Consider the following 26,059-nt stretch of genomic DNA (forward strand, 5'->3'; position numbering starts at 1 on the left):
CATAATCAATGTAAGCCCTTTATAAAATTATAGCACGCTTCATAATTATTTCCGTCTCCAAAGATTCTTTAAACTTGTTATACTAATTTAATAGAACACTACTTGACCTTCCAGCTACTGGAAAGCTTAGGCTAAAGATGTGGAAAATTTCCGAAGGAGAAAAATAATGTTAACAATCAATCAATTTTCAAAAGCCGCCCAAATTCCGGCAAAAACCTTGCGCTATTACGATGAAATTGGTTTACTAAAGCCTGCTAAAATCGATGCGGTTAACAATTATCGTTACTATTCAGTTCAGCAATTAGCAGATGTCATCACTATTCATTATTTAAAAAAGTATGATAGTAGTCTCGCTGAAATTCAACAGGTTTTAAAAGATGAAAGTTTTTTACCCACTCTTTTAAATCAAAAACAACATGAAATGATTGGTAAAGCAAAACATTATCAAAAGCTTCAAGAGGAAATCGCCACGGATATTACGGTTTTAGCTGAAGGAGGAGATTTTATGCTTTACAAAGATCAGATCAAACTAGTCAACAGTCCGGCACAACATTTATTTTCAGTACGAGAAACAATTAACATCAAGAATTTTGGTCAACTGATGGAGAAACTATTTTCCGAAATGAAAATCGCCGAGATACAACCTATGGGCGCGCCTATGGCGATTTATCATAGTGATGAATATACGCCAGAAAATTATGATTTAGAGCTAGCTGTTCCAATCCAAGAAGTAAATAAGTCTACTAGAGAATTACCTGCTTATCAAGCAGCAAAATTAGCCTTTAAAGGTAATTACCAAGAAATGCCAGCAGTTTATGCTTCTTTATCTCAGTGGATTGCTGAAAATAATTATCAACTGATCGATAGTCCTTTTGAATATTATGAAACAGATCCAAGTGAAGCAGCTCCTGATGAAAACGAGGTAATTGTTTATTTCCCAGTTGTTAGAAGCTAAAAAAACCAGCATGTCGAGTCGGCATGCTGGCTTACTTTTTCTATTTAACTTCTTTATTTGCTAATGCAGCGCCAACAAAGTCTTTAATTAACGGTTGTGGGCGGTTAGGACGTGAAATCAATTCTGGGTGGAATTGACAACCTACAAAGAATTTTTTATTTGGTAATTCAACAATTTCAACTAAGCGATTATCTGGTGAAACACCAGAGAAAATCATCCCTTGATCTTCAAATAATTGACGATAAGCATTGTTAAACTCATAACGATGACGGTGACGTTCTTGAATTACATCTTCATTTTGATAAGCATCAGCAGTTACTGTGCCTTTTTTTATTTTACATGGATATAAACCAAGACGTAAAGTGCCCCCAAGATTTTCTACATTTTCTTGGTCAGCCATCAAATCAATAATATTATTTTCTGCATCAGGTTTCGTTTCAGTTGATGCTGCGTCTTCCAAACCTGCTACATTGCGTCCAAATTCAACACACATCATTTGCATGCCAAGACAAATCCCTAAAAATGGTACATCATTTTCTCGAGCATATTTAATGGCTTCGATTTTACCTTCAACACCGCGATCACCAAAACCACCAGGAACCAAAATACCATCTGCATCTTTTAGTTTTTCATGAACATTTTCAGCAGTCACATCTTGGGCTTTGATCCAATCAACTTCAATATCAGAATCAAAGGCAAAACCAGAATGTTTCAATGCTTCAACTACTGATAGATACGCATCTGGTAATTCTACATATTTACCAACTAAAGCAATTCTCGTTGTTTTCTTCAAACTTAAAACTTTTTCTTCAAGTGCTTGCCATTCTGTCATATCAGCTTGTGGCGCATCAATTTTTAAATGATCACAAACGATTTGATCCATTCCTTGTGCTTGTAAAGCTAATGGAATCGAATATAATGTTTCAACATCACGAGACTCAATTACCGCTTCAGGTGCGACATCACAAAATTGCGCTAATTTATTTTTAGTACTTTGAGATACTGGTAATTCTGTTCGAACAACTAAAATATTCGGTTGGATCCCTAATCCACGCAATTCTTTCACGCTATGTTGCGTAGGTTTGGTTTTCATTTCACCAGCCGCTTTTAAATAAGGAATTAAAGTTGTATGAATGTACATCACGTTATCAGAACCCACATCAGCTTTCATTTGACGTAAAGCTTCTAAGAATGGTAGCGATTCGATATCTCCAACAGTTCCCCCGACTTCAGTGATGATCACATCAGAATCAGTCATTTTAGCTGCCCGCATGATTTTAGACTTAATCTCATTAGTAATGTGTGGAATGACTTGAACTGTTGCACCAAGATATTCCCCTTTGCGTTCTTTCCGTAAAACTTCAGAGTAGATTTTTCCAGTTGTCACATTTGAATATTTGTTTAGATTAATATCAATGAAACGCTCATAATGGCCTAAATCCAAGTCAGTTTCAGCACCATCATCTGTAACGAACACTTCACCATGTTGATAAGGACTCATTGTTCCCGGATCAACATTAATATATGGATCGAATTTTTGAATTGTCACTTTTAAGCCACGATTTTTTAGTAAACGACCTAAAGATGCTGCTACAATTCCTTTCCCGATAGAAGAAACAACGCCACCAGTTACAAAAATATACTTTGTCATATAAGAAAAAAACCTCCATTATAATTTTACAGGAAGTGTCTAGAAAATAATAAAAGCTCCCCACCAAAAAATGATAGGGAGCGTAATTTCTAAACCTGACCCTCTTAAAAGGGTGCCCAAGCAGTATAATAACCAGTCTTGCGAAAATTGTCAACTAGGATTTAAAAATTCTTAGTCAAATAGTCGCTCAAAGAAACTCTTTTTCTTGGATTCAGGTAATTCCTTTTTTTCCAAATCAGGATACTTTTCTGCTACATCAATTACTGGTTCATCTACTGCATGATCAGCCACCAATAATAAACCGATTTTATCATCACTTTCTGCTGTTGCCGTACTAACAATAGTAAAATCAATCTTATTGGTACTAGCAAATGTAATATATTTTTGCTGTAGAGTTTCTGGCATTGCTCCATTAATTAATAGTTTTGCATTGGGTTCCTTTTCAATTTCACTTTTCAAAGCAATTGAATAAATTGGATCACGCATTTCTTTGATATTCATGCTCAAATAACAACGTTCACGAAAAGTACCTAAGTATTTTTTTTGCTCATCAGGATTTATTTGTGGCTTGCCATACATTCCTTTATCTAAATGCTGTTGCAATTCATCTTTCGCCATCAAAATCGCTCCTTTAGTTTTGTTGCCAACATTATAGCAAACAAAATAAAGATATAAAAATTTTTCTATTTATTTTCGATAAAGGCCTGTTTAGCCGCTTGCAAGTTCGCTGAAGTATACGCACATATAAAAGCTGTCCCATTTGGATAAACTTCAGGAACCATCCTTTCAAAGATAACCGCTAACGGTGTATATTCCGTTTCCCAAGTTCTTACTTGAATATCCTCTGCCATTTTGATTAATTCACTTTTTGTGATTGGAAACTTAATATCTAACTCTGCTACAGCTTTAAAAAAAAAGTGCATACCAATATTAGGAAATCTCATCTAGTTTTCCTCCTGACGTAAATATTGATACATTTGTTTATCTTTACCAATACCAAACATATCAGGAGAAGCTGCACCACGATGATTACCCAGCCAAATTAAATCTCCCATATAAGCCTGTTTTTGAATTGCGTCACAAATTCCTGGATATAAATCCGCTTTAAAAATATATGGTAGACCCACAGGGGCTTGAGTAATTATATCTCCTTCTGGATTAACTACCATACTACGGCCAAACAAGGAATAACAATCATCCATTTCTGAATTATTGACGGCTACAACATAAACTTTATTAAAGTACGCTCCAGCTCGGTTTGTAATTTCATAAGCATTTTCAAAAGGTGTCATATAAGTCGTTAAACGTAATACAACATTGGCTCCTTTTGTCGCCGCTTCCCGCCAATTATCTTGGTAGTCTCCGTCAGAACAAATAATAGTAGCAATTCTTGCTCCTTTTGGTCCGGCAAAAACGTTAATTTCATCACCTGGACTAGTGGGTTCCACTGGATTCCAAGGCGTCACCTTCCGATAAACGTCAACAATCTCCCCGCGATCATTTATAGTAATACCACAGTTTTTATAAAAATTGCCATCTTCTTCATCCACACAAGCGCCTACTACTAGCCAAATCTGATATTCTTTACAAGTTTCTTTTAAAAGAGCAAGTTCTGGTCCCTCTAGAGAAATGCAACATAAAGATGCATGTGGACCAACACCATTTAAAGATGCTTCAGGAGTGACAATCATATCTAGACCTGGATAACCAGTGACTGCCCTTTCAATCCATTCAATCAATTTATCGACATTTTTCATTACTTCTTCTTTTGATTTCGGCACGACTGCTAAACTCATTTGAAAAAGCACAACGCTTAAACACTCAGTTTCAATTTTACCAGGTAAGGGAAAACAATTACCTACGTTCATATCTTCCTCCTAACTAAAATATCATTTAGACAAAGTAACACTTTCCATTAGATTTTTAGGTGACTGCTGAGTAAATAATTGAAATTCATGAATTAAGTGAGCCTGATCATAATAACCTAATTGACAAGCTAACTTCGCCAAAGTCATGTCAGTCTTAGCAAAAACAGCTTTGATCGCATTTTGAAAGCGAATAATTCGACTGTATTTTTTAGGACTAATCCCAATCTCTCTCCGAAAAATTTGTTGGGTATAGCGTCTAGAATAGCCTGTTTCATCGCCAACTTTTTCCATCGAAATAGCCGTTGTATTAGTACACAGCAAGACTGATAAATACTCCGACAATACTGAACGGCGATTTTCATCCAAGAAAATACTGCGATGATCAGCCAAAATCAAATCCTTCCGTTGTTGAAAATCCTTCACCAGTTTAAATTTTTGAATTAACTCATTTGCAGCGGGAAATTGGCTATCCAAAGAAACCAGTTGATTGACTAAACAGCTCTGATCTTTTTCCTTACAACGCAAACCGACATTGGTATAAGGTTTCACCCCAAAATAACAAATTCCCGGTTCGAAAATAGTTTCTTTTGCCTCGGTTAAAATCCCTAGCATTTTACTAGTCACTTCTTCTCCTTTGATTTCAAAGATTAGGTTGACACAAGCATCCGGCAGATAGGTAACCACCATCTCTTCCTTAACTTGAAACTGATAAAATAATGCCTCGGTTTTTAAATGTTCCCGCGACCAATCCAACAGCTCTTCTTGATAATCAATAATTCTATAATCATGGGAAAATAGCTGAAAAGGTTTGGCGTCAATTATTTTATTTTTGGTTTCCATGATTTTCATCAGACTCACTCTTTTCCATTATCAATTTAACTGAAGGACACAATCGTTATACTGTAAATCTAACATATTTTGTCATTCTTAGTTATAAAAATATGGCATCAAGAATTTTTTCAGTACCTACTCAGTTTCTATAAAGTTGTAAAACATTTTGAAACGATTTTCCATTGACCCTCAGTATCTTTAATCAAGTGGAAATGATCCTCCAAAGTCCCATCTCCAAAGAAACCTGTTTCATAGACGGTTGCTTCAGCAATATTTCCGGTTACTACTAAATGAGTAATCTCAGCCTTATAAGGGGCACCACTGTCTTTCATTGCTGGCTGAGAACCCACATCTTCGATAAAAGGTGTCGGTGTCGCAATCATCAAATCCGGTCCCATATAGCCAGTCATAATTGCACTAGGATGAAAAACTTTTTTCAACATTTCGGTGTCAGCAGTATAAGTTCCTTCGATATAATTCTCTACTACTTTTTGAACAGCTTCTTTTGTCATATTTTTTCCTTCTTTCCTTATAGTTTTAATAGTCTAGCAGCGTTATGATAAAAAACTTTTTCGATACTTTCAGGATCATTTGCTAAAGCTTTTTTAACCTCCAAAATTGAATATTTAAAATTACCAAAAGGATAATCCGTACCAAAAAGCACTCGATCTGCCCCTAATAAGTCCACCCCTTGCTTAATCAAAGTCGCATTACAGAAAGTGGTATCAGTATACACATTATCTAAACCAGCCGTTTTTTTAGCAAACTCTTCTGGCCAGCCACAACAGTGTGCTGCAATCAAATCATAATCTTTAAAGCGTGGTGCAAACTCATAGAAGTAACGCGGATCACCAAACTCTGGATTTTGCGGATAATTTACATCTGGACCATAATACTGACCAATCCCCACGTGGAAAATAACTGGTAGACCAGCTTTACCAAATAAATCTACCGCAGCTTCTACTTTTTCATTTTCCAAACTAATATTTTGCAAGATCGGATGGACTTTTAAAGCTTTGGCTCCTAATTTAATATCATTTAATAATTTTGCTTCCATCTCTGGAATCTCCAAATCAAAATTTGGACAAGTAAAAGGAATGAAGCGCTGATCTAATTTAGAGACAGCCAAATATTCCTCAAAGTTTGTGTTTGGCAAGACCGGTAAAAGACAAGCATAAGCAATCTCATTTTCAGTCATGTCGTGGGCAAAATTTTCCATCGTACATTCCCAAACGCGATATTGTCCCGCATCAATCAACTGTTGCAAGGCTACCGGATTTTCTGGGAAAAATGGCGTATTGTAACCAGAAGCTTCAAAAGGGATAAACGGATCAACATAATCACCTTTTTTATAATTGGTTTTAAAGGTAATACTACGATTTTCGTGGAAAATATCTCCTATATGAGTATGAAAATCAATAATTTTCATCTTATCTCCTCCTAATATCCTTCAAGATGTAAAATTTTAGCCGCATTTTCAAAGAAAACTTTATTCATCATTCTTTCGTCATCAGCGAAAGCCCGTTTAACTTCTTCGATTGAATATTTAAAGGTTCCAAATGGATAGTCCGTCCCAAAGAGCACTTTATCTTCGCCGATATATTTTACTCCTTGCTGCATCAATTCAGCCGAACACATAGTAGTATCGGTATATACGTTATCTAGACCCTTAGTATTTTTTGCAAAGTCCTCAGCCAACAAACAGCAATGAGCCGCAATCAACGGATACTTACTAAAACGAGGTGCAAAATCATAGAAATACTGTGGATCACCAAATTCTGGATTTGTCGGATAATCTTTATCTGGTCCATAATAGGAAGTCACACCAACGTGGAAAATTGTTGGAATATTGGCTTTACCGAAAACTTCCACCGCTGCTTCAACTTTTGGATCTTCTAAGCTGACATTTTGTAAAATCGGATGAATTTTTAAACCTTTCGCTCCTCGTTGAATGTCAAGCTCCAATTTTTTCTCTAATTCTGGAATCGATAAACTGAAATCAGGACAAGTAAAGGGAATAAAGCGAGAATCTAATTTTGAAACAGCTAGATACTCTTCAAAACTTGTATTTGGTAAAACCGGCAGCAAGCAGGCGTAATCAACATGATCTTCCGTCATATCATTGCCAAAATTTTCCATTGTACATTCCCAAACTCGGTATTGAACTGCATCGATTAAACGTTGATGGTCTTTTTCATCTTTAACAATCAGCGGCTTAGTATAGCCAGAACGTTCAACTTCAATAAATGGATCTTCGTAGTCACCTTTTTTAATATTGGTTTTAAAGGTAATACTGCGATTTTCGTGAAAAATATCTCCTACGTGAGTATGAATATCTAAAATTTTAACCATTGTTTTCTCCTTTACTCTGCTAAATTTTGTTGGTTCACATTTTTTGAGTTGCTGGTTTTGATACTCCAAAAAATAGTTATGACTGTTAAAATGGCTAGAAAAACTACACTAGTTAAAAAGACCGTACCGTCGTCAGCATTGGGAATTAAGCCAGCTAAGGCATTGATAATCAGTGGAGAGGCGGCTGCACCAACTGAGGTGAATGCCATGTAACTTCCCATTGAACTAGACATTTGTTCAGGTGTCGCCGTTTCAGAAATTGCCTGAATCCCTAAAGGAACCGACAATGAGAAACCAATCCCGGCCGTAATCGCTGCTAAAAAGACCACAGCAATACTTGGGAATAGTACCAATAGCAGATAGCCTCCTGCGGTTACCGCACATGCTAAGGTTAAGACGAAACGATTTAAAACTTTAAAAATTTTAGGAAAGGCAAAACCACCCACTACTCCGGCTCCGGTACTTAGTGACATAGCCAAAGCTACCGTTGAAGGGTCGCCTAAGTTCATTGAAGCAATATAAAGCGAAGCATTCAATGAAAAAGTCGAATAGCCAATACAGAACAAGCAGATCAACAAACCAATAAAATAAATCGAACCAGGAACTTTTGCTTTTGGCGCGCCACTATCAGCGGCTGTTTTTTCTGGTGCGACTTTTTCAGCTGGTAACCAGATTGTCACAATGATAATCGTCACAATGATAATCCCAAAAGTCAGATAAGCTTGAGACCACTGCACCCGCGCTAGCATCCCTGCTAACATCATCATGACTACTGAACCTCCATTTTGAAAAGCCGTCTGTAAACCATACATCTGACTACGCTCTTCTCCTTCAAATAACTCAGTAGAAATATTACTGATGGTCGTCATTAAAGTCCCTTGTCCGGCACCAATTAACAAACTTGAAGCATAAATATAAATCAATTGATCATTTAAAAAGGCTGGAATCAAACCGCCAATCATCATTAAAAACAATGCAACTAATACTAGATATTTCTTATTGATTTTATTACCTAGGACTCCTGCCAATAAGGTAGCAGGAAATGAAGCCACCATCCCAAAAGTCATTACCATCTGAATCGCTGTCAAACTGGCTTCAGGAAAGTTTTGCGCAATATTTGCTAAGACTGTCGAAGCCACCATGATTGCCATTACAATAAATGATTGAGATAGCACGGCAGCTTTTATTTTAAAGTTATTCACTACTTTTCCTCCTCGTACTACAAAAATGAGTGTCAATTTTGGGAAAATAGAACGAACACAAAAATCTTTCGTCATCTTTACTTTAAAATCATGATTTTAATTTTTGAATTTATTTTACTAAGGATGGCTTAGCTGCAGTCTAAACGCTCCTTAAATTCACATGCTTAAATAATGTCCATCGCCGCATAATAGCCGGTGTGGACGGCTTTTCTCACAACTGATGCGCCGGTACAATCGCCAATCGGCATAAAACTTTCCCAGCCATCCCAACTACGAATTTCTTCGACAATTTTTTCATTTGGTTTCATACCTACTGCGTAAATCACAGTATCAGCTTCAAGACTGTGAGCCTGTCCTTCAGCGTCTAAATAAGTTACGCCACTTTCTGTTACCTCAGTGACTTGAACTTGTGTCTGGCTATGAACCAAATCAGCCATTTTATCCATCATTTCAAATAGAGCTGCTTGATGAATCCGATTAGAATCGACTGCCAAGCCAGTTTGAAGTTTTAAAACGGTTACATCAACTCCTGCTTCAGCTAGGTGTAAAGCAACTTCACAGCCCATCAATCCCCCACCGATCATAATTGCTTTTTTTCCGACCTGCTCGGGGTGTTGATAAACCTCGGTTGCATGAATCATTTCAAACTTATCACTGCCAGGTAGTTTTAATTCCACCGGTGTGGCACCAGAAGCAACAATAATTGCTTGAGGGTTAAGTTTTTTCACCAATGCTAGATTCGCTTCTGTATTCAATTTCACTTCAACAGCATTCTTAGCTAGTTGTCTAATTAAATAATCCTTGAAGCGTCTTAAATCATCTTTATGAGCGTCAATATCAGTAAATTTTAAGTTGCCTCCTAGTTGAGCTTCCTTTTCTACCAAGGTTACTTGATGGCCTCTTTTGGCTGCGGTAATTGCTGCTTTCATCCCGCCAGGTCCACCGCCAATAACTAAGACCCGTTTATGATTGACTACATTTGGCGTTCTTAGTGTATACAATTCATTTCCGGCTATTGGGTTAACATCACATTCATTGTGACCATCATACTTACCACCTAAACAATTCGTACATCTTAAACAAGGTGTCACATCGGCTTGACGACCAGCAAAAATTTTATTTGGAAGTTGTGGATCTGCCACAATTCCTCGACCAATCGCAATAAAGTCAGCCTTACCTTCAGCAATAATTTTTTCCATGTCCTCTGGATTATAATGGGCACCAACTGTCACAATTGGTGTTTTCACCCCACCGTTTTTCATTGCTTCAGCTAGTGGTAAATTACAGCCATGAGGCAAGTAAACAGACGGGAAGGTATATTGTTTTGTAGCATAATAAGAACCTGCGGAAACATGTAATAAGTCAATTTTCCCATCTAACATTTTAGCAAATTCAACGGCTTCATCAATTTCCATACCGCCCTCTAGATATTCATCCCCACTAATTCGATATTCTAAAAGAAAATCTTCTCCAACTTTTGCACGAATCGCATCAACCACCATTAAAGGAAATTTTGCGCGATTTTCTAGACTCCCACCGTATTCATCTGTTCGATGATTGGTAGCTAGTGATAAAAATTGAGCCAATAATCAACCGTGGGCACCGTGAATCATAATTTTTTGGAAGCCACTGTATTTAGCATACCAAGCTGTTTCCGCAAACTCATCGGCCACCCGCTTCATGTCGTCTTCGTCCATCTCTTTTACAACAGTGCCGTTTTCTTTCGTAAAACCATTTGGCCCAATTGGTTGGTGTCCGCGGGTAAAAATAGGTTCACTAGTATCGCCACCGTGGAAAATTTGGATCGAAGGAACTGCCCCATGACGTTTAATTGCATCGGTAACTTTTAACCAACCAGAAGTCGGAAAAATAGCTCTTTCAAAATCAGGTACCAGTACATCATCATTCGGCCGTCGACTCGCATCATAACGATTAATCGCGGTTTCACTCAACGTCACACTAGCAGCACCACCGCGGGCCTTGTCTTCGTAATAAAAAACTGTGCTTTCATCAGGCATACCGGTATAATAATCCGGCCAAACTAAGGATGTCGGTGAAGCAAAAATGCGGTTTCTAAAGGTAATGTTCTTAATCTTTTTGGGACTGAATAAATGTGGGTACTGTCTCATTTTAATTCCTTCTTTCAGCTATTTTTATAAACAATCTTCCCATCAACCATTGTCATGACTACTTTTGTTTTACCAATTTCTTCTGGTGGAATCATTAAAATATCCTGGTCTAAAATCTGAAAGTCGGCTACTTTCCCAACTTCAATTGATCCCCGAACCGCTTCAAGGTGTTCTTGTTTTGCGCCATTAATGGTGTACATGCGAATCACGTCGGCACGCTCACTAGCTAAATCTGGACGATATTTATTTCCAGAGACGGTTTGCCGAGTCACTGCAAATTGAGCCCCTTCTAACCAATTTAAAGAAAAAATGTTAGAATCTGATCCATTGGAAACATTTACACCAGCTTTTTGATAGACATCCCAGGCAAACAGCGCATTTCCATATTCTTCGTCAAAACGCAACCGCATAAAATCCATCATTTGATAAGCTGCCACCGCTTGAACTGACATACTAATATCATATCTTGCAGCAACTTGGGCATTTTCGACTGTCATATCATCACCATGAATGATAAAATGACGAGGATTTTCCCGCGGATATTTTTCTAAGGCTTGTTTATAACCTTCAATAATTGTATCAATTGTTCGACCACCAATCGCATGAATTCCTAATTGCCAACCACGACGATGAACTTCGATAATTGTCTTAATCAATTCTTTTTCTTGTGCTAAATCGGTCTCTCCCGGAAAAGTTGAACGCCCATGATCTCCGACCACTTGATTATTTTCTCTTAGCCAACCGCCACCGTCACCGAATATTTTGACTGTCTCAGCCTTCACCCAGTTTCGATCTTGAAAATCTGGTAAAGTAGTTTTCTCCAGTCCTTCCGTAATTGCTTGATAACTTTGAATACCATCAATTCCCGCCAATAAATTAATACTTACTCGAGCAGTTAATTTATCTTCCCTTGCTAATTTTTCGTAAATTCCAATACTTTTCTCGCCCCAAGTGCCTCGAATGAGCTGATTACCACCAATGCCTAAAATATCCACATGGCTAGTAATCCCATATTTATTTAACTCTCGGTTCATTTCTAAAATACAAGCTTCAATTTCTTCTGCTGGTAATGTTGGCACCTGCTGCCAAACTAAAACTTGAGCACCCCATTCATTTAAATAGCCAGTGGGTTCTCGACTGTTTTCGAGTCGTTCAATTAAACCAGCTTCTGGTGGCAAATCCGGTGTTTTTTCAGAGATATCGCAACGCCCCAAAGCTTGACTATTAACCACCATTCGATGGGCGCCATAATCATTTAAAACAACTGGATTATTTGGTGAAACAACATCTAAATCCCATTTTTTTAAGGTTCGTCCTTCTGCCAGACATTCTTCAATTAACATTTCATTCCAGCCCATACCGACAATCCAAGCACCCTCAGGAACTTTTTTAACGGCTGCTCGAATAATTTCTTGTAGATCAGAAATTTTTTTAACTTTAGGAAATCGGACATCTAAAAAAAGGGGACTTAAAGACAAACCGGTATGAACACCATGCATATGGGCATCATGAGTGCCTGGCAACATCAACTTGCCTTGTAAATCAATAACTTCGGTTGCTTCATCGAGATATTTTTTAATCTTTTCATTTGAATCAACGGCGATAATCCAACCAGACTTAACCGCCACTGCCTCGGCTAATGAGAATTCTTCATCCACTGTTGCAACTTTTCCGTTTAAAAAAATCACATCTGCTTTTTCCAACTGATTGCCTCCTAAGTTTTACAAGCGCTCTCTTTTCTTAATTGTATCAATCGCTTGTTGTCTAAAATTGTAAAAAAAAGAACTAAAAAATTTTTTATCCTGCTAAATTACTTTGAAAATTAGCCAGAAATATTCTCTCAAAAAAAAGATACGTTTTTTATTCGAAAACACAAAAAAACCTGTGAGAAATTTAATTCTCACAGGTTGAACTACTTGTTTTTAATTACGCTATTAAATTATGCAAAACCTAAAGTATATACTTCATTTAACAAATCTGATTTATCTTTTTGGCCTAATGCGTTAAGTAGACTGCCGCCTGAAGCCAACCCACCTAAAGCGATTGAAGCACCATTTAAGACAGTTTGACGACCTTGATCAGCTAACTTCCATACCGTATTTAAAGCAAAGTGACCAGTTAATAATAGACCATTAATTGCTAATGGAATAATCCCTAAAATTGGAATCGCACTTAAAATACCTAGTGCCCAATAAGCTGCCACAAATGCAACTTCTACAACTGCATGTAGAGCAGTACTAGCGATTTGAATCCCACTATCTAACAGAGAAGGAACAATTGTACCTAGTGCACTTGCAATAAACAAAGCATTGTTCAAAGCTGCTTGATCAGCTACTGCTTGATCACGATCTGAACCCGTTACATTCATATTTTCAATATGACCATTAGCACTATCAAGTTGTGTTTTTAATGCTAAAAGCTGTGTAATTGTACTCAATGTGTTGTTTACAACTGTCCGACCTGTCATTAATAAATCTTTGCCGATATTAAATGCAGCGGCTGGAAAAGCTAACAATCCATCAAGGAACAACGGCAAAATACCTACAACTGGAATCGCACTTAAAAATCCTAATCCTAACATTGGTAAAAAGAAAGCCAAATCAATCGGTGTTTCCACAACACCTTCAACGACATTGGCAACTAAATTGGCACCTCCACCAACAACAGCTGATCCAGGACCAATCAAGCTTAAAATTGCAGCTTGAATGGCTTCTTCAGCAGCGTGTTTATCAGCAGCTAGCTGTTTATCTTGTAAATCGAAGCTTCCATTTCCAAGATTATGAATGTTCCATTCATTGCCTTCATCATCTGTCACATCTACAGAGCCCATTTTAGGAATACTAGCTACGACACCATTGATTAAAATAATACTTTCACCAGTATTTACATCATAAACAATCGTCATATTTCCTGCATTATTGATAACAATATCACCCATTGTGTTTCCTTCAAGGGATTTCAAATATTTTTGCCAAATGACATTTGTTGTTAAATCACTTTCAGTTAATACATTACTTGTAATACCTTCAGCGTTAATAGTTTTCACTTCTTGGTCTTTTTGGCTATCAGCAATGCCGTTTACTGATACCGTGTTATCGTTAATCGGTGAGGTACTTTGATTCCCAGAAGTTTTTTCAGTTTCTGCTTCTGGTGTTGTTTGATCCACCACTTCCTCTTCGGCTGGATCAGTAACTGCAGCATTTTCATCTTTGACTGATTCGTCTTCAATACTTTCGGTCACTTCTGGCGTTTCATTAGCGTCAGTAGAAACATCTGAATTTTCAGTGCTTTCTGGCACAACTACCTCTTCTGTAGTCTCAACATCAATAGTAGTTGTTGGCTGTGCTGTCGCTTGTTCTTGCAAAGTTGCCACGGTTGTTTGAACATTTTGTGTTTTTTCTTCTTGCTGCTGTTGTTCAACCGCTACCTGTTCACTTTGTTCAAGAACGTCAGCGCTTGCTTTCACGCTGCTTACAGTAGTCAGTACAGTCGACATTAATAAAACACTCAATACCCCCAATACTGGCTTTTTAATTTGTTTCATAATGTTATCTTCCCCTTTCATTTTAACATCTCTTTAAATTATATCATTAGTTATTATATTTTCAAATATAATTTTAAAAGATAACCAAAATCCTTATCAACAAGCTATTAAAAAGAGGATTACAGCACAAAAAAATAATATTAAAAGTTATATTAAAATGTTTTTTTGAGAGGAAAATATATTCCCTTTTGATACAAGAATTATTACTTGCAAAATAGGTTGCACATTGACAATTGATTCTTGAAATAAAAAAAAGACTGCGAGAGAATCTCACAGTCTTAGGTCCGAGTATTTAAATCAAATTAACCGATAAATGGGTTGTTTTTTAAGTTGTAGAAAGATTTGATTCCTTGGTATTCAGCAACATCACCAAGTTGATCTTCAATACGTAATAATTGATTGTATTTAGCAATCCGGTCAGTACGTGAAAGAGATCCTGTTTTGATTTGGCCAGCATTAGTTGCTACAGCAATATCAGAGATTGTAGAATCTTCAGTTTCACCAGAACGGTGAGAAACAACTGCAGTGTAGCTAGCTTTTTTAGCCATTTCAATCGCATCGAAAGTTTCAGTTAAAGTACCGATTTGGTTAACTTTGATCAAGATTGAGTTAGATACGCCTTTAGCGATACCTTCAGCTAATTTTTCAGTGTTTGTAACGAATAAATCGTCACCAACTAATTGAACTTTGTCGCCTAAAGCATCAGTTAATTTTTTAGTACCTTCCCAGTCGTTTTCATCTAAGCCATCTTCAATTGAGATGATTGGATATTTAGCAACTAAGCTTTCGTATAAAGCGATCATTTCGTCAGTTGTTTTTTCGCCTTCGCCTGAATCAGCAAGAACGTAAACACCTTTTTCTTTGTCGTAGAATTCTGAAGAAGCAGCATCCATAGCAAGAACGATGTCTTTACCAGGAACGTAGCCAGCTTTTTCGATTGCTTCGATAATTACTTCGAAACCTTCTTCGTTAGAACCGAGGTTAGGAGCGAATCCACCTTCGTCACCAACTGAAGTTGCTAAACCTTTTGCTTTTAAAATAGCTGCTAAAGCGTGGAATACTTCCGCACCATAACGTAAAGCTTCTTTAAATGTTGGTGCACCAACTGGCATAATCATGAATTCTTGGAAATCAATTGAGTTGTCAGCATGTGAACCACCATTGATGATATTCATCATAGGAGTAGGCAAAACTTTCGTATTGAATCCACCTAAGTAGTTATACAAAGGAATTTCTAAAAAGTCAGCAGCAGCACGAGCAACAGCGATTGAAACACCTAAAATAGCGTTCGCACCTAATTTACCTTTGTTAGGTGTACCGTCTAATTCGATCATTGCTTGGTCAATCGCAGCTTGGTCACGTACATCATAACCAATGATTGCTTCTGCAATAATGTTGTTTACGTTATCGACTGCTTTAGTAACACCTTTTCCGCCATAACGAGCTTTGTCGCCATCACGTAATTCAACGGCTTCGTATTCACCAGTTGAAGCGCCTGAAGGAACCATTCCACGACCAAATGCGCCGTCTTCTGTATAAACCTCTACTTCGATTGTTGGGTTACCGCGAGAGTCTAGGACTTCACGTGCGTAAACATCTGAGATAATTGACATGTTTTGTCTCTCCTTTAAGATTGTTTTTATTAATAGGGCAAGCCCTTATTATTGATAATAGTGAAAATTTAGCGTTTCTGCAAACAAAAACGTCGATTTTCAGAAAAAATTATTGAGCGCCTTCTAATAATGCTAAGAATGACTCTGTTTGTAAGCTTGCGCCACCAACTAAAGCACCATCAACGTTTTCTTTTGCCATATATTCTGCAATATTTTCAGGTTTTACTGAACCGCCGTATTGGATACGAACTTTGTCAGCAACCTCTGAACCGTAAATACCAGCAACTGTTGAACGAACTACGCCACAGATTTCGTCAGCGATTGTTGCATCCGCAGATTTACCAGTACCAATTGCCCAGATTGGTTCGTAAGCGATGACCATACTTGAAACTTGTTCAGCTGTTAAATCAGCTAAACCGGCTTTAATTTGACCTTCGATCCACTCAGAAGTTTTATTAGCTTCATAAGTTTCTAGAGATTCACCACAGCAAAGGATTGGTAACATGCCGTTTGCAAAAATAGCTTTGGCTTTTTTATTAATTTCTTCATCTGTTTCATGGAAATATTCGCGACGTTCAGAATGACCGATGATAACATAGTCAACACCTAAGTCTGCTAAAGCAGCTGGTGAAGTCTCACCAGTGAAAGCTCCTGAATTTTCCCAGTAGCAGTTTTGAGCAGAAATTTTCAAGTCAGTACCTTTAGCAGATTCAACTAATTCTTGTAAGAATAAAGCTGGTGAGCCAATCACAGAATCCACTTTGTCGTTTGCAGGAATTTTATTTTTAACTGCTTCAGCAAAATCTTTTGCTTCAGAAGCTGTCAAATTCATTTTCCAGTTTCCAGCGATAATAGGTTTACGCATTTCTTGCACTCCTTTTGATATATGATTTTTTTAATTATTTATCGTTAATTGCTTCTAAGCCTGGTAATGCTTTGCCTTCTAATAATTCTAAGCTGGCACCGCCACCTGTAGAGATATGGGTAAATTTGTCAGCAAAACCTAATTGTTCAGCTGCAGCGGCAGAGTCACCACCACCAATGATTGTTGTTGCACCTTCAAGATTAGCAATTGCTTCGCAAACACCGATTGTTCCGCGTGCAAAATTACTCATTTCGAATACACCCATTGGGCCATTCCAAACAACTGTTTTTGCACCACTTAATGTTTGAGCAAATAAAGCAATTGATTCAGGTCCAATATCAAGACCCATTTGACCTGTTGGAATATCACCAGTGTGTTCTTCAGTTGGAAGATCGTTTGAAAATTCTGCAACAGTAATTGAATCTACTGGTAAAACTAATTTGTCGCCAGCTTCAGCAATTAATTCTTTTGCCAATTCAACTTTATCTTCTTCCACTAAAGAATTACCGATTTCCATACCTTTAGCTTTATAGAAAGTATAAGTCATTCCACCACCGATTAAGATCTTGTCAGCTTTTGGAATTAAGTTTTTGATTACGCCAATTTTATCTGAAACTTTTGCGCCACCTAAAATTGCCACCATAGGACGTTTAGGATCTTCTACTGCTTCACCGATAAATTTGATTTCTTTTTCCATTAAGAAACCAGCAACAGTTGGAATACCAGTTGAGGCAATTCCGACATTTGAAGCATGGGCACGGTGAGCTGTACCAAATGCATCATTTACAAATACATCGCCTAAAGAAGCCCAGTATTTGCCAAGTTCAGCATCGTTACCACTTTCTTTTTTACCATCAACGTCTTCAAAACGCGTATTTTCAAAAACCACAACATCGCCATCTTGCATTTTGCTAATTGCGCCTTCTAATTCTTTACCGCGAGTTTCAGGTACGAAAGTCACAGATTTACCTAATAATTCACTTAAACGTTCAGCAACTGGTTTTAAAGATTTGCCAGCTTTATCTTCTTCTGTTTTCACACGACCTAAATGTGAGAACAAAATAGCTTTGCCGCCTTGTTCTAAAATATAATTAATTGTTGGTAATGCTGCTTTGATCCGAGTATCGTCAGTGATTACACCGTCTTTTAATGGTACATTAAAATCTACACGGACTAAGACTTTCTTATCTTTCAAGTCAATGTCTTTAACTGTCATTTTTGCCATGAAAGAAACCTCCTAATATTTTATTTGTTGCACAAATCAAATTATACAACTAGATAGCTCTTTTGAGCCAATATTTACTCTAAAAAAAGCGGAGAAGCGCGCAGCTTCCCCGCTCGATTCAGACATTTTCGTTAAATCTTATAAGTTAGCGAAATATTCTAAAGTACGAACCAATTGTGCAGTGTATGACATTTCATTGTCATACCAAGAAACAGTTTTAACTAATTGTTTGTCGCCAACAGTCATTACTTTAGTTTGAGTAGCATCAAATAATGAACCGTAAGTCATACCAATGATATCAGAAGAAACGATTTCGTCAGTGTTGTAACCATAAGATTCGTTAGCTGCTGCTTCCATAGTCGCGTTGATTTCGTCAACAGTTACTTCTTTGTCTAAAACAGTTACTAATTCAGTTAATGAACCAGTCGCAACTGGAACACGTTGTGCAGCGCCATCTAATTTACCGTTTAATTCAGGAATTACCAAGCCGATTGCTTTAGCAGCACCAGTTGAATTAGGAACGATGTTTTCAGCAGCAGCACGAGCACGACGGAAATCACCTTTAGGATGAGGGCCATCTAATGTCATTTGGTCACCAGTGTAAGCATGGATAGTTGTCATTAAACCTTCAACAATACCATAGTTATCATTTAATGCTTTAGCCATAGGAGCTAAGCAGTTAGTAGTACATGAAGCACCTGAGATAACAGTTTCTTTACCAGTTAAAATTTCGTGGTTAGTGTTGTAAACGATTGTTGGTACATCGTTTCCACCAGGAGCAGTGATGATTACGCGTTTAGCGCCACCTTTTAAATGTAATTCAGCTTTTTCTTTAGAAGTAAAGAATCCAGTACTTTCTAAAACGATATCAACGCCTAAGTCAGCCCATGGAATTTCTTCAGGGTTGCGGCTAGATAAAACTTTCACTTCTTTACCATTTACGTCAAAAGAACCTTCGTGAACTTCAACGGTACCGTCAAAACGTCCTTGTGTAGTGTCATATTTTAACAAGTGTGCCAACATTTTAGCATCTGTTAAGTCATTGATTGCTACTACTTCTAATCCTTTTACGTTTTGGATGCGACGGAAAGCTAAGCGTCCGATACGTCCGAATCCATTAATTCCAACTTTTACTGTCATTAAAGATTTCCTCCTCAGGGATGTAAAAAATTTTTTTATTTTTAAAGGGTAGGCCCTTTTAAAATCTCATTTGCTGCGGCTTCATCAGTAATCAGCCACGTTTGTTTTGGTGCATTGTGCATGTAAGCAACAACTGCTTTGGCTTTTAATCTACCACCGGCAACTGCTAGTACAATCGGCAACTTTTGAACATCTTCTAAAGAAAGTCCAATTCTCGGTGCCCGATAAACAATTTCACCATATTCATTAAAGAAATAACCGAATGATTCTGCTACGGCGTTTTCTTTTTTTAAATGAAGAATTTCTTCCTCACTCATTTTTCGTCGACCTGCCATATGCAACGCGCGACCAATACTATGAACCACACAATCAGCATTTTTAATTGTCTCTAAAACACTTTTAATAGCTGGTTCTTTTAACAATGTATGATAGGCAGCTTGACTTAGCTGTTCTGGAACATATAAAACACGATGGGTTCCACGGGCATTTGCTGCCATGGTCGCGCTGACAGAATTGGCTTGAATCGAAACTGATTCACCTATTCCTCCGCGAGCAGGTACAAATATATTGTGGCGATTGGCTCGTTCCAATGGAGTCAATTGCTGTGCAATTTCCGCCATGGTTGTGCCACCCATTACTGCAATAATATTTTCTCCATCGGGAAGTCTTTCATTTAATGTTTCATCAATGATTGTACCGAAATCACTAATAACCTTAGGCTGTTCGTCAGAATTTCCTGAAACAATTAAACAGCGTTCAATCCCTAGTTCGTCAGCTAGCTTTTTTTCTAATTGATCCATTCCAAAGAACTGATCCATTAAGTCTTCCAACTGAGCGAGTAATGCCGTACCTTTATCGGTTAACTGCATGCCACTTTTTGTTGCATCGATTAACTGATGTTCTCGTAAAAAATCTGTTTCACTTCTTAAAACACGTTCTGTTAGATGAAGTGATTCAGCAAGATTTCGACGTCCAATCGGTTGCATCCAGAAAATACTTTGCAAAATTCGGTAGCGCTTATTGACTTGTTCTAAAATGTCAGGGACGATTGTTTCCAATACTTTTAATTCACTTAACAAAAGGAATCCTCCGTCTTTGGACTTAATTAGTCCCTCATAGACTTTTTTTGACCCATCAAGCTTAAAAAAAAGTAAGAAATTGTAAAAATAAACTCATTTATTTCAAACTTCCTACAAAACAGAGTGTATCAGTTTTTTCCATTTTCTGCAAGATAAAAAGCCAAGAAGTTTCCCCTTTGGCTTAATCAAAACGTTTTCTCTTAGCTGAACTTGGAATTTTCAAATTTTCACGATATTTTGCAACCGTTCGGCGAGATAATTTTTCGCCATCGTTTGCTAATAATTCAACTAACTTTTGATCAGACAGTGGCTTATTTTTGTCTTCTTGATCAATCATTTCTTTAATCTTCAACTTAATACCATCAGCTGAACTATCTTCATTATTGACTTTATTAACAAAAAATTGACGCAACTCAAAGGTCCCAAAATCTGTTTCAATATACTTTCCATTGACAGCGCGGCTGATAGTTGATTCATGAACACCCGCAATTTCAGCAATTTCTTTCAATTGAAGTGGTTTTAAGGCACCAGATTGGTTTAAGAAAAAATCTTTCTGTCGTTCAACAATAATCTCACCAACTGTTAAAATTGTATCTTGCCGCTGACCCAAAGTTTTTTCCAACCATTGGAAACGTTGCTGTTTTTCTTTTAAATATTGTAATGTCTCTTCATCCGCTTCTTTGCTTAATCGCTCAAAATACTTGGTTTGGAAATTCACTTTCAATTGACCTCGTCGGTTAGAGACCACGTTTAACTTTTCGCCGTCTCTCATTAAAGTCAGATCTGGAATAATAAATTCCGCTTGATTATCTCCAAAGCTTGCTCCGGGAAAAGGATCCAAACTACGAATATAGTCTAAAATATTTTGTACTTCTGGTAAACTCAATTGATATTTCTTGGCAATCTGCTGAAACTGTCGATTGGCAATCGCTTCAAAGGCTTCTTCTAATATTAAATAAGCTAGTTCAGGTGCATTGTCATCTCGCTCTGTCTGAAGCATTAAACATTCCTGCAAGCTCCTAGCGCCTACACCAGCAGGATCTAATTGTTGTAATAAGGTTAAGCCATCTAAAAATTGAATGTCACTAGCCTGAAGTTGGGCTTTAACTTCTGCCTCATCTACGCGCAAATAACCATTTAAATCTAATGATTCCGCAAGAACTAGAACAATTTTGCGTAAAAAAGTATCACGATAATTTAGATGAATCTGATTCATTACATATTCAAACAGGGAGATTTGTACATCAGGAATTTGAATTGTTTGATTGTCTTGACTGGCGGGACTTTGACTCTTCATTAAATCACTTTGCAGTTTTGGTGCCCGGACTTCGATTAATGGATTTTCCAAAGCTTCACTTTCAACAAAAGTTAACAGTTCTTCAGTATTATATTGTAAAATTTGGATAGATTGCTGTAATTGTTGGGTCATGGCCAATTTTTGCGTCTGTTGTTGTTTTTGACTTTGTTGTTGTTGAAACTTCATTGGAATTTCCCCTTGTATTTTCTAATTTTTATGCTAAACTATCAATTGTGCCTGCGCCCTTAGTGTAGTGGATATCACGTAAGATTCCGGTTCTTGAGACGGGGGTTCGATTCCCTCAGGGCGCGTCTTTTTACAAGTATAACTGAATTTTTTATTTTTTTAAAGCTTCCTCGCCCTTCAATCGGCGAGTTTTTTTATTTAAAAATGCCAAGTAAGCAATCGCTCACTTGGCATTTTTTCTTTAAATATCCTCTTCGTCGTCATCTTCATCATCATCGTCGAAATCATCATCGTCAATAACGCTTAATTCATCTTCGATTCCGCCGGGTACGATTTCTTCATCATCTTCATTTTCTTCATCAGCACCGATTTCTTGTAAATCAGTATTGTATTCTGCGATTTCATCATCATCGTCATCATCGTCATCGTCATCGATTTCATCTTCTTCATCGTCCACAAGATCTGTATCTTCTGGATCGTCATCGTTATAGTCAATTGCATCTTCATCATCATTAATGAAGGCATTCACTTTTTTACGTTTCTTACGACGTGGCGCATCTTCTTCATCGTCTTCCAAACCATGGTTGACTTCTTCATCGATGGAATCAATCGCATACCATGAGCGTAAGCCCCAACGATTGTCGCCTAAAGAAATGAAACTGCCATCAATATTTAAATCAGTATAGAATTGTGCCAAAGCATCACGAATTTCTCCATCAGATTTGCCTAAATAATTTTGAATTTGGTTAACCAAATCAGAAAAATCCATCACATCGGCACGTTCTTCTAAAATTGCATGAGCCACTTCAATCATTGACAATTCATCTTTGTTTAAGCTCTCAAATATACTAAGTTCCAAGTATGACACGTCCTTTCAAAGTCTACTCTTTATCATACAAAATTGATCTTCAAAAAGCAAACCTTTCTTTTCTTAAGTGGTAAATTCTAATACCATATGATAGTCACCCACTTTGGCATCTTTCATGTACAAACCATAATCGATTGTCACGATTCCAGAAAACGGCCGGTCTTTTAAACTGACATGTAAATCTTCTGTATAAGTAGAAATTAGAAAAATCCCATAAGGTGTCCGATAGTTCGTATCCATCTTCTTTCGATAAGCAAATTTCATCTGCATGCGAACATTGCCAGAGCGAATGATGGATATTGTGCTGTCAGGCGTGATTTTTACTGTCACTGGGACAGTCTCTCCATCTTCTTGTTTTTCTTTATAACGAATGTAAAGCGTGTCTCCCATTTGAACAACTTGGCCATTTAAATCGAAGGCAAATTCTTCTTTTTGATTATTTTGAATCACTGTTGTACGTAATTTTATTTTTGCTGGACTTCCTTGTTGGATACTCATTTGAATCCGCCCCTTTCAGCATATATTTTTGACGGTTTTTTAATTTTTGTCAACTACTTCTAACTTTTTAAGCAGATTAATCCAATAACTACCAAATATTGTTTATAATAATGAAGAAAATTCAAATGAAGGAGCTTTTATGGATAAACTATTATTTTTTGATCAAGGCTTAGTAAAACCATCAGAAAATTTCTCCCCTTTTGCTCTAACCGATGTGTTAACAGCCTTTGCAGGTGATCAGAAACAACCTATCATACATTTTTGGCAATTAGATAAAACGTTAATCTTAGGCATGAAAGACAGCCGTGTTCCATTTTTGGCAGATGGGTTAAAATCTATCCAACAAACTGACTATCAAGCTTTGCTTAGAAATGCTGGTGGCTTAGGTGTAATCAGCGATTTGGGCATTTTGAATGTCTCCTTAATTTTGCCAAAAGGAGATTTATCAATTGATCAAGGCTATCAAAAAATGATTGCTTGGTTAGAACAAACGATGATTGCAAAACAACCCTTAATTAGTGGAGAAGTCACTGATTCTTATTGTCCAGGAAAATTTGACTTGTCTTTAGCTGGCAAGAAAATTGCTGGGATTGCACAACGTCGTGTGAAAGACGGTGTGGCTATTATGATGTATTTAAGTGTCAATGGAAAGCAATTCGAACGTGGGGAAATTGTCAGAGATTTTTATTTAGCTGGACTTAAAAAAGATTTTGGTGAACATGGTTACCCACCAGTTAATCCAAATAGTATGACAACTCTCGCTGATGCGTATCAAACAAATCTATCCGTCGAAGAAATTAAAGCGGACTTAATTGCACCCTTATCAATTGATCATCAGACAGACTTTTTAGAAAATTTTTACCATACAGAAGACTACCGCAAGCGAATCGATAGCATGATTCAGCGCAACCAACTACTAACAGAGGTGACTCATGAAAATTAATAATCAAGCATTACCAATGGAAAAAGTTTTTCGTGACCCGGTCCATAATTATATCCATGTCCAACATCAAGTGATTTTAGATTTGATTAATTCTCGCGAAGTACAACGTTTAAGACGAATCAAACAGTTAGGCACCTCATCTTTTACTTTTCACGGTGCCGAACATAGCCGTTTTGCCCATTCACTAGGCGTATATGAAATCACGCGTCAGATTTGCGATATTTTTAAACGTAACTATTCAATTGAAAAAATTGGTCCTGATGGTTGGGATGACAGTCAGCGTTTGGTTACTTTATGTGCCGCTTTATTACACGATGTGGGCCACGGTCCCTATTCCCATACCTTTGAGCATATTTTTAATACTGATCATGAAGCTTTAACAGTCGCAATTATCACTTCACCGGAAACAGAAGTATTTCAAATTTTAAATCGGGTGGCTGAAGGGTTTCCTGAAAAGGTTGCTAGCGTCATAACTAAAACCTATCCTAATCAACAGGTCGTACAAATGATTTCTAGTCAAATTGACGCTGACCGGATGGATTATTTATTACGAGATGCTTATTTTACCGGCACAGAATATGGGACCTTTGATTTAACTAGAATCTTACGAGTAATTCGTCCTTATCGCGGTGGAATTGCCTTTTCAATCAATGGGATGCATGCAGTTGAAGATTATATTGTCAGCCGTTATCAAATGTATGTTCAAGTTTATTTTCATCCTGTTTCTCGTGGCATGGAAGTAATATTGGCTCATTTATTAGATCGCGCCCATGAATTATTCCATGAGGATAATCAATTATTCGAGTACCATTCACAATTTTTAAAACCCTTTTTAAAAGGGAAATTTACTTTAGAAGATTATCTACGTTTAGATGACGGTGTATTAAATACCTACTTTTCTCAGTGGATTTCGGAAAAAGATTTGATTTTAAGTGATCTGGCTCGCCGATTTCTAGATCGTAAACCATTGAAATCAATTACGATTGATTCAGTTGACAACCCTAATCTACCAATCATGCGGGATTTAGTGGAAAAAGCTGGTTTTAACCCTAATTATTATACAGCAATAAATTCCAGTTACGACTTACCTTACGACTTTTACCGCCCCGAACAAGGACGTCATCGCACTCAAATAGAACTAATGGAAAAAGATGGCTCATTGGTGGAATTATCGAAAGCCAGTCAGTTGGTTGCAGCTCTAGCAGGTCAAGGGCAAGGGGATGCTCGTTTTTATTTTCCAAAAGAAATGATTCAAAAAGATCCGACAAATTTGTTTGAAGATTATTATCAAGCTTTCAGTAGCCACATTCACAATGGTGCATTGGCAAAATAAAAAAAAGTTTAGTGACCGCATGTTGTCGGTCACTAAACTTTTTTTAACCAATTTTCAACAGCCCATTTATGGCTGCCTCTTTTTAATAAAACCATGGCCTCTTCAGGAGCAACCCAGCGGCTCAAACTTCCTTCTTCGGTTGGTTCAGAAACTTTTTCCCAATTTTTTGCTACAAAAAAATAACCTGGATTATAAAAATAAGTATCTCGATGGCGGGAATAGAAATACTCGTCTGCCTGACCCAAGTATTCTGCCAAGTCGACTTTAAAACCTAATTCTTCCATCATCTCGCGATCAATCGCTTCTTCTTTCGTTTCAGAACCTTCGATTTCTCCACCTGGTAAAAAGAATGCTCCATTTGGCGCTTCCACGATTGCTATCTTCCCGTGTTGATTAACTAAAATCGCATAAGCTGCATAACGTGCCTGATAATCTTTTTCTTCTTTCGTACCAAATGTTGGAATCATAATTCTCCTCCTA

24 protein-coding genes, 1 tRNA gene and 1 pseudogene are annotated in these 26,059 nt (G+C 37.3%); 4 read left to right on the forward strand and 22 right to left on the reverse strand.

All coding sequences use genetic code 11. The features are described from left to right. Positions 1-166 precede the first annotated feature (166 nt). Positions 167-955, forward strand: a complete 789-nt coding sequence (locus tag ID741_RS13575) for a MerR family transcriptional regulator (RefSeq protein ID WP_438720322.1) — start codon at positions 167-169, stop codon at positions 953-955. Between the two features lie 40 nt (positions 956-995). On the opposite strand, the gene ID741_RS13580 is transcribed toward ID741_RS13575, so the two are convergent. The 19 genes and pseudogenes from ID741_RS13580 to rpoN all read right to left on the reverse strand — a co-directional run bounded on the left by ID741_RS13580 (position 996) and on the right by rpoN (position 21,937). Beyond that, the gene (locus ID741_RS13580) at positions 996-2,606 is read right to left on the reverse strand and encodes a CTP synthase (protein WP_218324627.1); all 1,611 of its coding nucleotides are present in this window, start codon (positions 2,604-2,606) and stop codon (positions 996-998) included. A gap of 171 nt (positions 2,607-2,777) precedes the next feature. Next, the gene (locus tag ID741_RS13585) at positions 2,778-3,224 is read right to left on the reverse strand and encodes a YueI family protein (RefSeq protein WP_218324626.1); all 447 of its coding nucleotides are present in this window, start codon (positions 3,222-3,224) and stop codon (positions 2,778-2,780) included. A 65-nt stretch (positions 3,225-3,289) separates the two neighbouring features. Next, positions 3,290-3,550 carry a hypothetical protein gene (locus tag ID741_RS13590; protein ID WP_438720323.1) on the reverse strand — a complete coding sequence of 87 codons (261 nt, stop codon included), beginning with the start codon at positions 3,548-3,550 and terminating at the stop codon, positions 3,290-3,292. Then, positions 3,551-4,474, reverse strand: a complete 924-nt coding sequence (locus ID741_RS13595; RefSeq protein WP_218324624.1) for a nitrilase-related carbon-nitrogen hydrolase — start codon at positions 4,472-4,474, stop codon at positions 3,551-3,553. Between the two features lie 21 nt (positions 4,475-4,495). Continuing rightward, positions 4,496-5,323, reverse strand: coding sequence for a helix-turn-helix domain-containing protein (locus tag ID741_RS13600; RefSeq protein WP_438720324.1), 828 nt, complete (start codon positions 5,321-5,323; stop codon positions 4,496-4,498). A gap of 128 nt (positions 5,324-5,451) precedes the next feature. Beyond that, complete coding sequence (locus ID741_RS13605; protein ID WP_218324622.1) at positions 5,452-5,817, reverse strand: nuclear transport factor 2 family protein; 366 nt, start codon at positions 5,815-5,817, stop codon at positions 5,452-5,454. A gap of 17 nt (positions 5,818-5,834) precedes the next feature. Continuing rightward, complete coding sequence (locus ID741_RS13610; RefSeq protein WP_218324621.1) at positions 5,835-6,734, reverse strand: amidohydrolase family protein; 900 nt, start codon at positions 6,732-6,734, stop codon at positions 5,835-5,837. Positions 6,735-6,745: 11 nt separating this feature from the next. Beyond that, positions 6,746-7,657 (reverse strand): amidohydrolase family protein, encoded by a 912-nt coding sequence (locus tag ID741_RS13615; RefSeq protein WP_438720325.1) that lies wholly within the window; start codon positions 7,655-7,657, stop codon positions 6,746-6,748. Positions 7,658-7,668: 11 nt separating this feature from the next. Continuing rightward, positions 7,669-8,859, reverse strand: a complete 1,191-nt coding sequence (locus tag ID741_RS13620; RefSeq protein WP_438720326.1) for an MFS transporter — start codon at positions 8,857-8,859, stop codon at positions 7,669-7,671. Between the two features lie 164 nt (positions 8,860-9,023). Beyond that, positions 9,024-9,950, reverse strand: coding sequence for an FAD-dependent oxidoreductase (locus ID741_RS13625; RefSeq protein WP_438720474.1), 927 nt, complete (start codon positions 9,948-9,950; stop codon positions 9,024-9,026). Between the two features lie 18 nt (positions 9,951-9,968). Continuing rightward, a pseudogene (locus tag ID741_RS13630) lies at positions 9,969-10,988 on the reverse strand (hypothetical protein); the annotation flags it as partial. A gap of 14 nt (positions 10,989-11,002) precedes the next feature. Beyond that, positions 11,003-12,691 (reverse strand): amidohydrolase, encoded by a 1,689-nt coding sequence (locus ID741_RS13635; RefSeq protein ID WP_438720327.1) that lies wholly within the window; start codon positions 12,689-12,691, stop codon positions 11,003-11,005. A gap of 236 nt (positions 12,692-12,927) precedes the next feature. Then, the gene (locus tag ID741_RS13640; RefSeq protein WP_438720328.1) at positions 12,928-14,532 is read right to left on the reverse strand and encodes a hypothetical protein; all 1,605 of its coding nucleotides are present in this window, start codon (positions 14,530-14,532) and stop codon (positions 12,928-12,930) included. A gap of 302 nt (positions 14,533-14,834) precedes the next feature. After that, complete coding sequence (gene eno / locus ID741_RS13645; RefSeq protein ID WP_218324615.1) at positions 14,835-16,145, reverse strand: phosphopyruvate hydratase; 1,311 nt, start codon at positions 16,143-16,145, stop codon at positions 14,835-14,837. Between the two features lie 109 nt (positions 16,146-16,254). Then, complete coding sequence (gene tpiA / locus ID741_RS13650; protein WP_218324614.1) at positions 16,255-17,010, reverse strand: triose-phosphate isomerase; 756 nt, start codon at positions 17,008-17,010, stop codon at positions 16,255-16,257. A 34-nt stretch (positions 17,011-17,044) separates the two neighbouring features. Continuing rightward, on the reverse strand, positions 17,045-18,235 hold the full coding sequence (locus ID741_RS13655; protein ID WP_218324613.1) for a phosphoglycerate kinase: 1,191 nt from the start codon (positions 18,233-18,235) through the stop codon (positions 17,045-17,047). Positions 18,236-18,373: 138 nt separating this feature from the next. Further along, entirely contained in the window at positions 18,374-19,375 is a 1,002-nt protein-coding gene (gap, locus tag ID741_RS13660) for a type I glyceraldehyde-3-phosphate dehydrogenase (RefSeq protein WP_218324612.1), read from the reverse strand. 41 nt (positions 19,376-19,416) lie between these two features. After that, entirely contained in the window at positions 19,417-20,454 is a 1,038-nt protein-coding gene (locus ID741_RS13665; protein ID WP_218324611.1) for a sugar-binding transcriptional regulator, read from the reverse strand. A 181-nt stretch (positions 20,455-20,635) separates the two neighbouring features. Then, positions 20,636-21,937, reverse strand: coding sequence for an RNA polymerase factor sigma-54 (gene rpoN, locus ID741_RS13670; RefSeq protein WP_218324610.1), 1,302 nt, complete (start codon positions 21,935-21,937; stop codon positions 20,636-20,638). Positions 21,938-21,990: 53 nt separating this feature from the next. On the opposite strand from rpoN, the gene ID741_RS13675 reads away from it, so the two are divergent. Continuing rightward, positions 21,991-22,062 (forward strand) — tRNA-Arg (locus ID741_RS13675). Positions 22,063-22,178: 116 nt separating this feature from the next. On the opposite strand, the gene rpoE is transcribed toward ID741_RS13675, so the two are convergent. Both rpoE and ID741_RS13685 read right to left on the reverse strand, forming a co-directional pair. Then, a complete protein-coding gene (gene rpoE / locus ID741_RS13680; protein ID WP_218324609.1) occupies positions 22,179-22,796 on the reverse strand; it encodes a DNA-directed RNA polymerase subunit delta in 618 nt (205 codons plus the stop codon). 72 nt (positions 22,797-22,868) lie between these two features. Then, entirely contained in the window at positions 22,869-23,303 is a 435-nt protein-coding gene (locus ID741_RS13685; RefSeq protein ID WP_218324608.1) for a DUF1934 domain-containing protein, read from the reverse strand. A 139-nt stretch (positions 23,304-23,442) separates the two neighbouring features. Here ID741_RS13685 and ID741_RS13690 point away from each other — a divergent pair, with 139 nt between their 5' ends. Next, the gene (locus ID741_RS13690) at positions 23,443-24,246 is read left to right on the forward strand and encodes a lipoate--protein ligase family protein (RefSeq protein WP_218324607.1); all 804 of its coding nucleotides are present in this window, start codon (positions 23,443-23,445) and stop codon (positions 24,244-24,246) included. Further along, positions 24,236-25,579: an HD domain-containing protein gene (locus tag ID741_RS13695; protein WP_218324606.1), complete on the forward strand. Its 1,344-nt coding sequence runs from the start codon at positions 24,236-24,238 to the stop codon at positions 25,577-25,579. The genes ID741_RS13690 and ID741_RS13695 overlap by 11 nt, the downstream gene beginning before the upstream one ends. 32 nt (positions 25,580-25,611) lie before the next feature. Here the strand turns inward: ID741_RS13695 and ID741_RS13700 are convergent, their stop codons facing one another. Next, positions 25,612-26,046 (reverse strand): NUDIX hydrolase, encoded by a 435-nt coding sequence (locus ID741_RS13700; RefSeq protein ID WP_246601350.1) that lies wholly within the window; start codon positions 26,044-26,046, stop codon positions 25,612-25,614. Between the last annotated feature and the right edge of the window lie 13 nt (positions 26,047-26,059).

Origin of the sequence: Enterococcus sp. AZ103 (assembly GCF_051714685.1) — a bacterium.
In the GTDB taxonomy this organism is placed as follows: Bacteria; Bacillota; Bacilli; order Lactobacillales; family Enterococcaceae; genus Enterococcus_A; species Enterococcus_A alishanensis.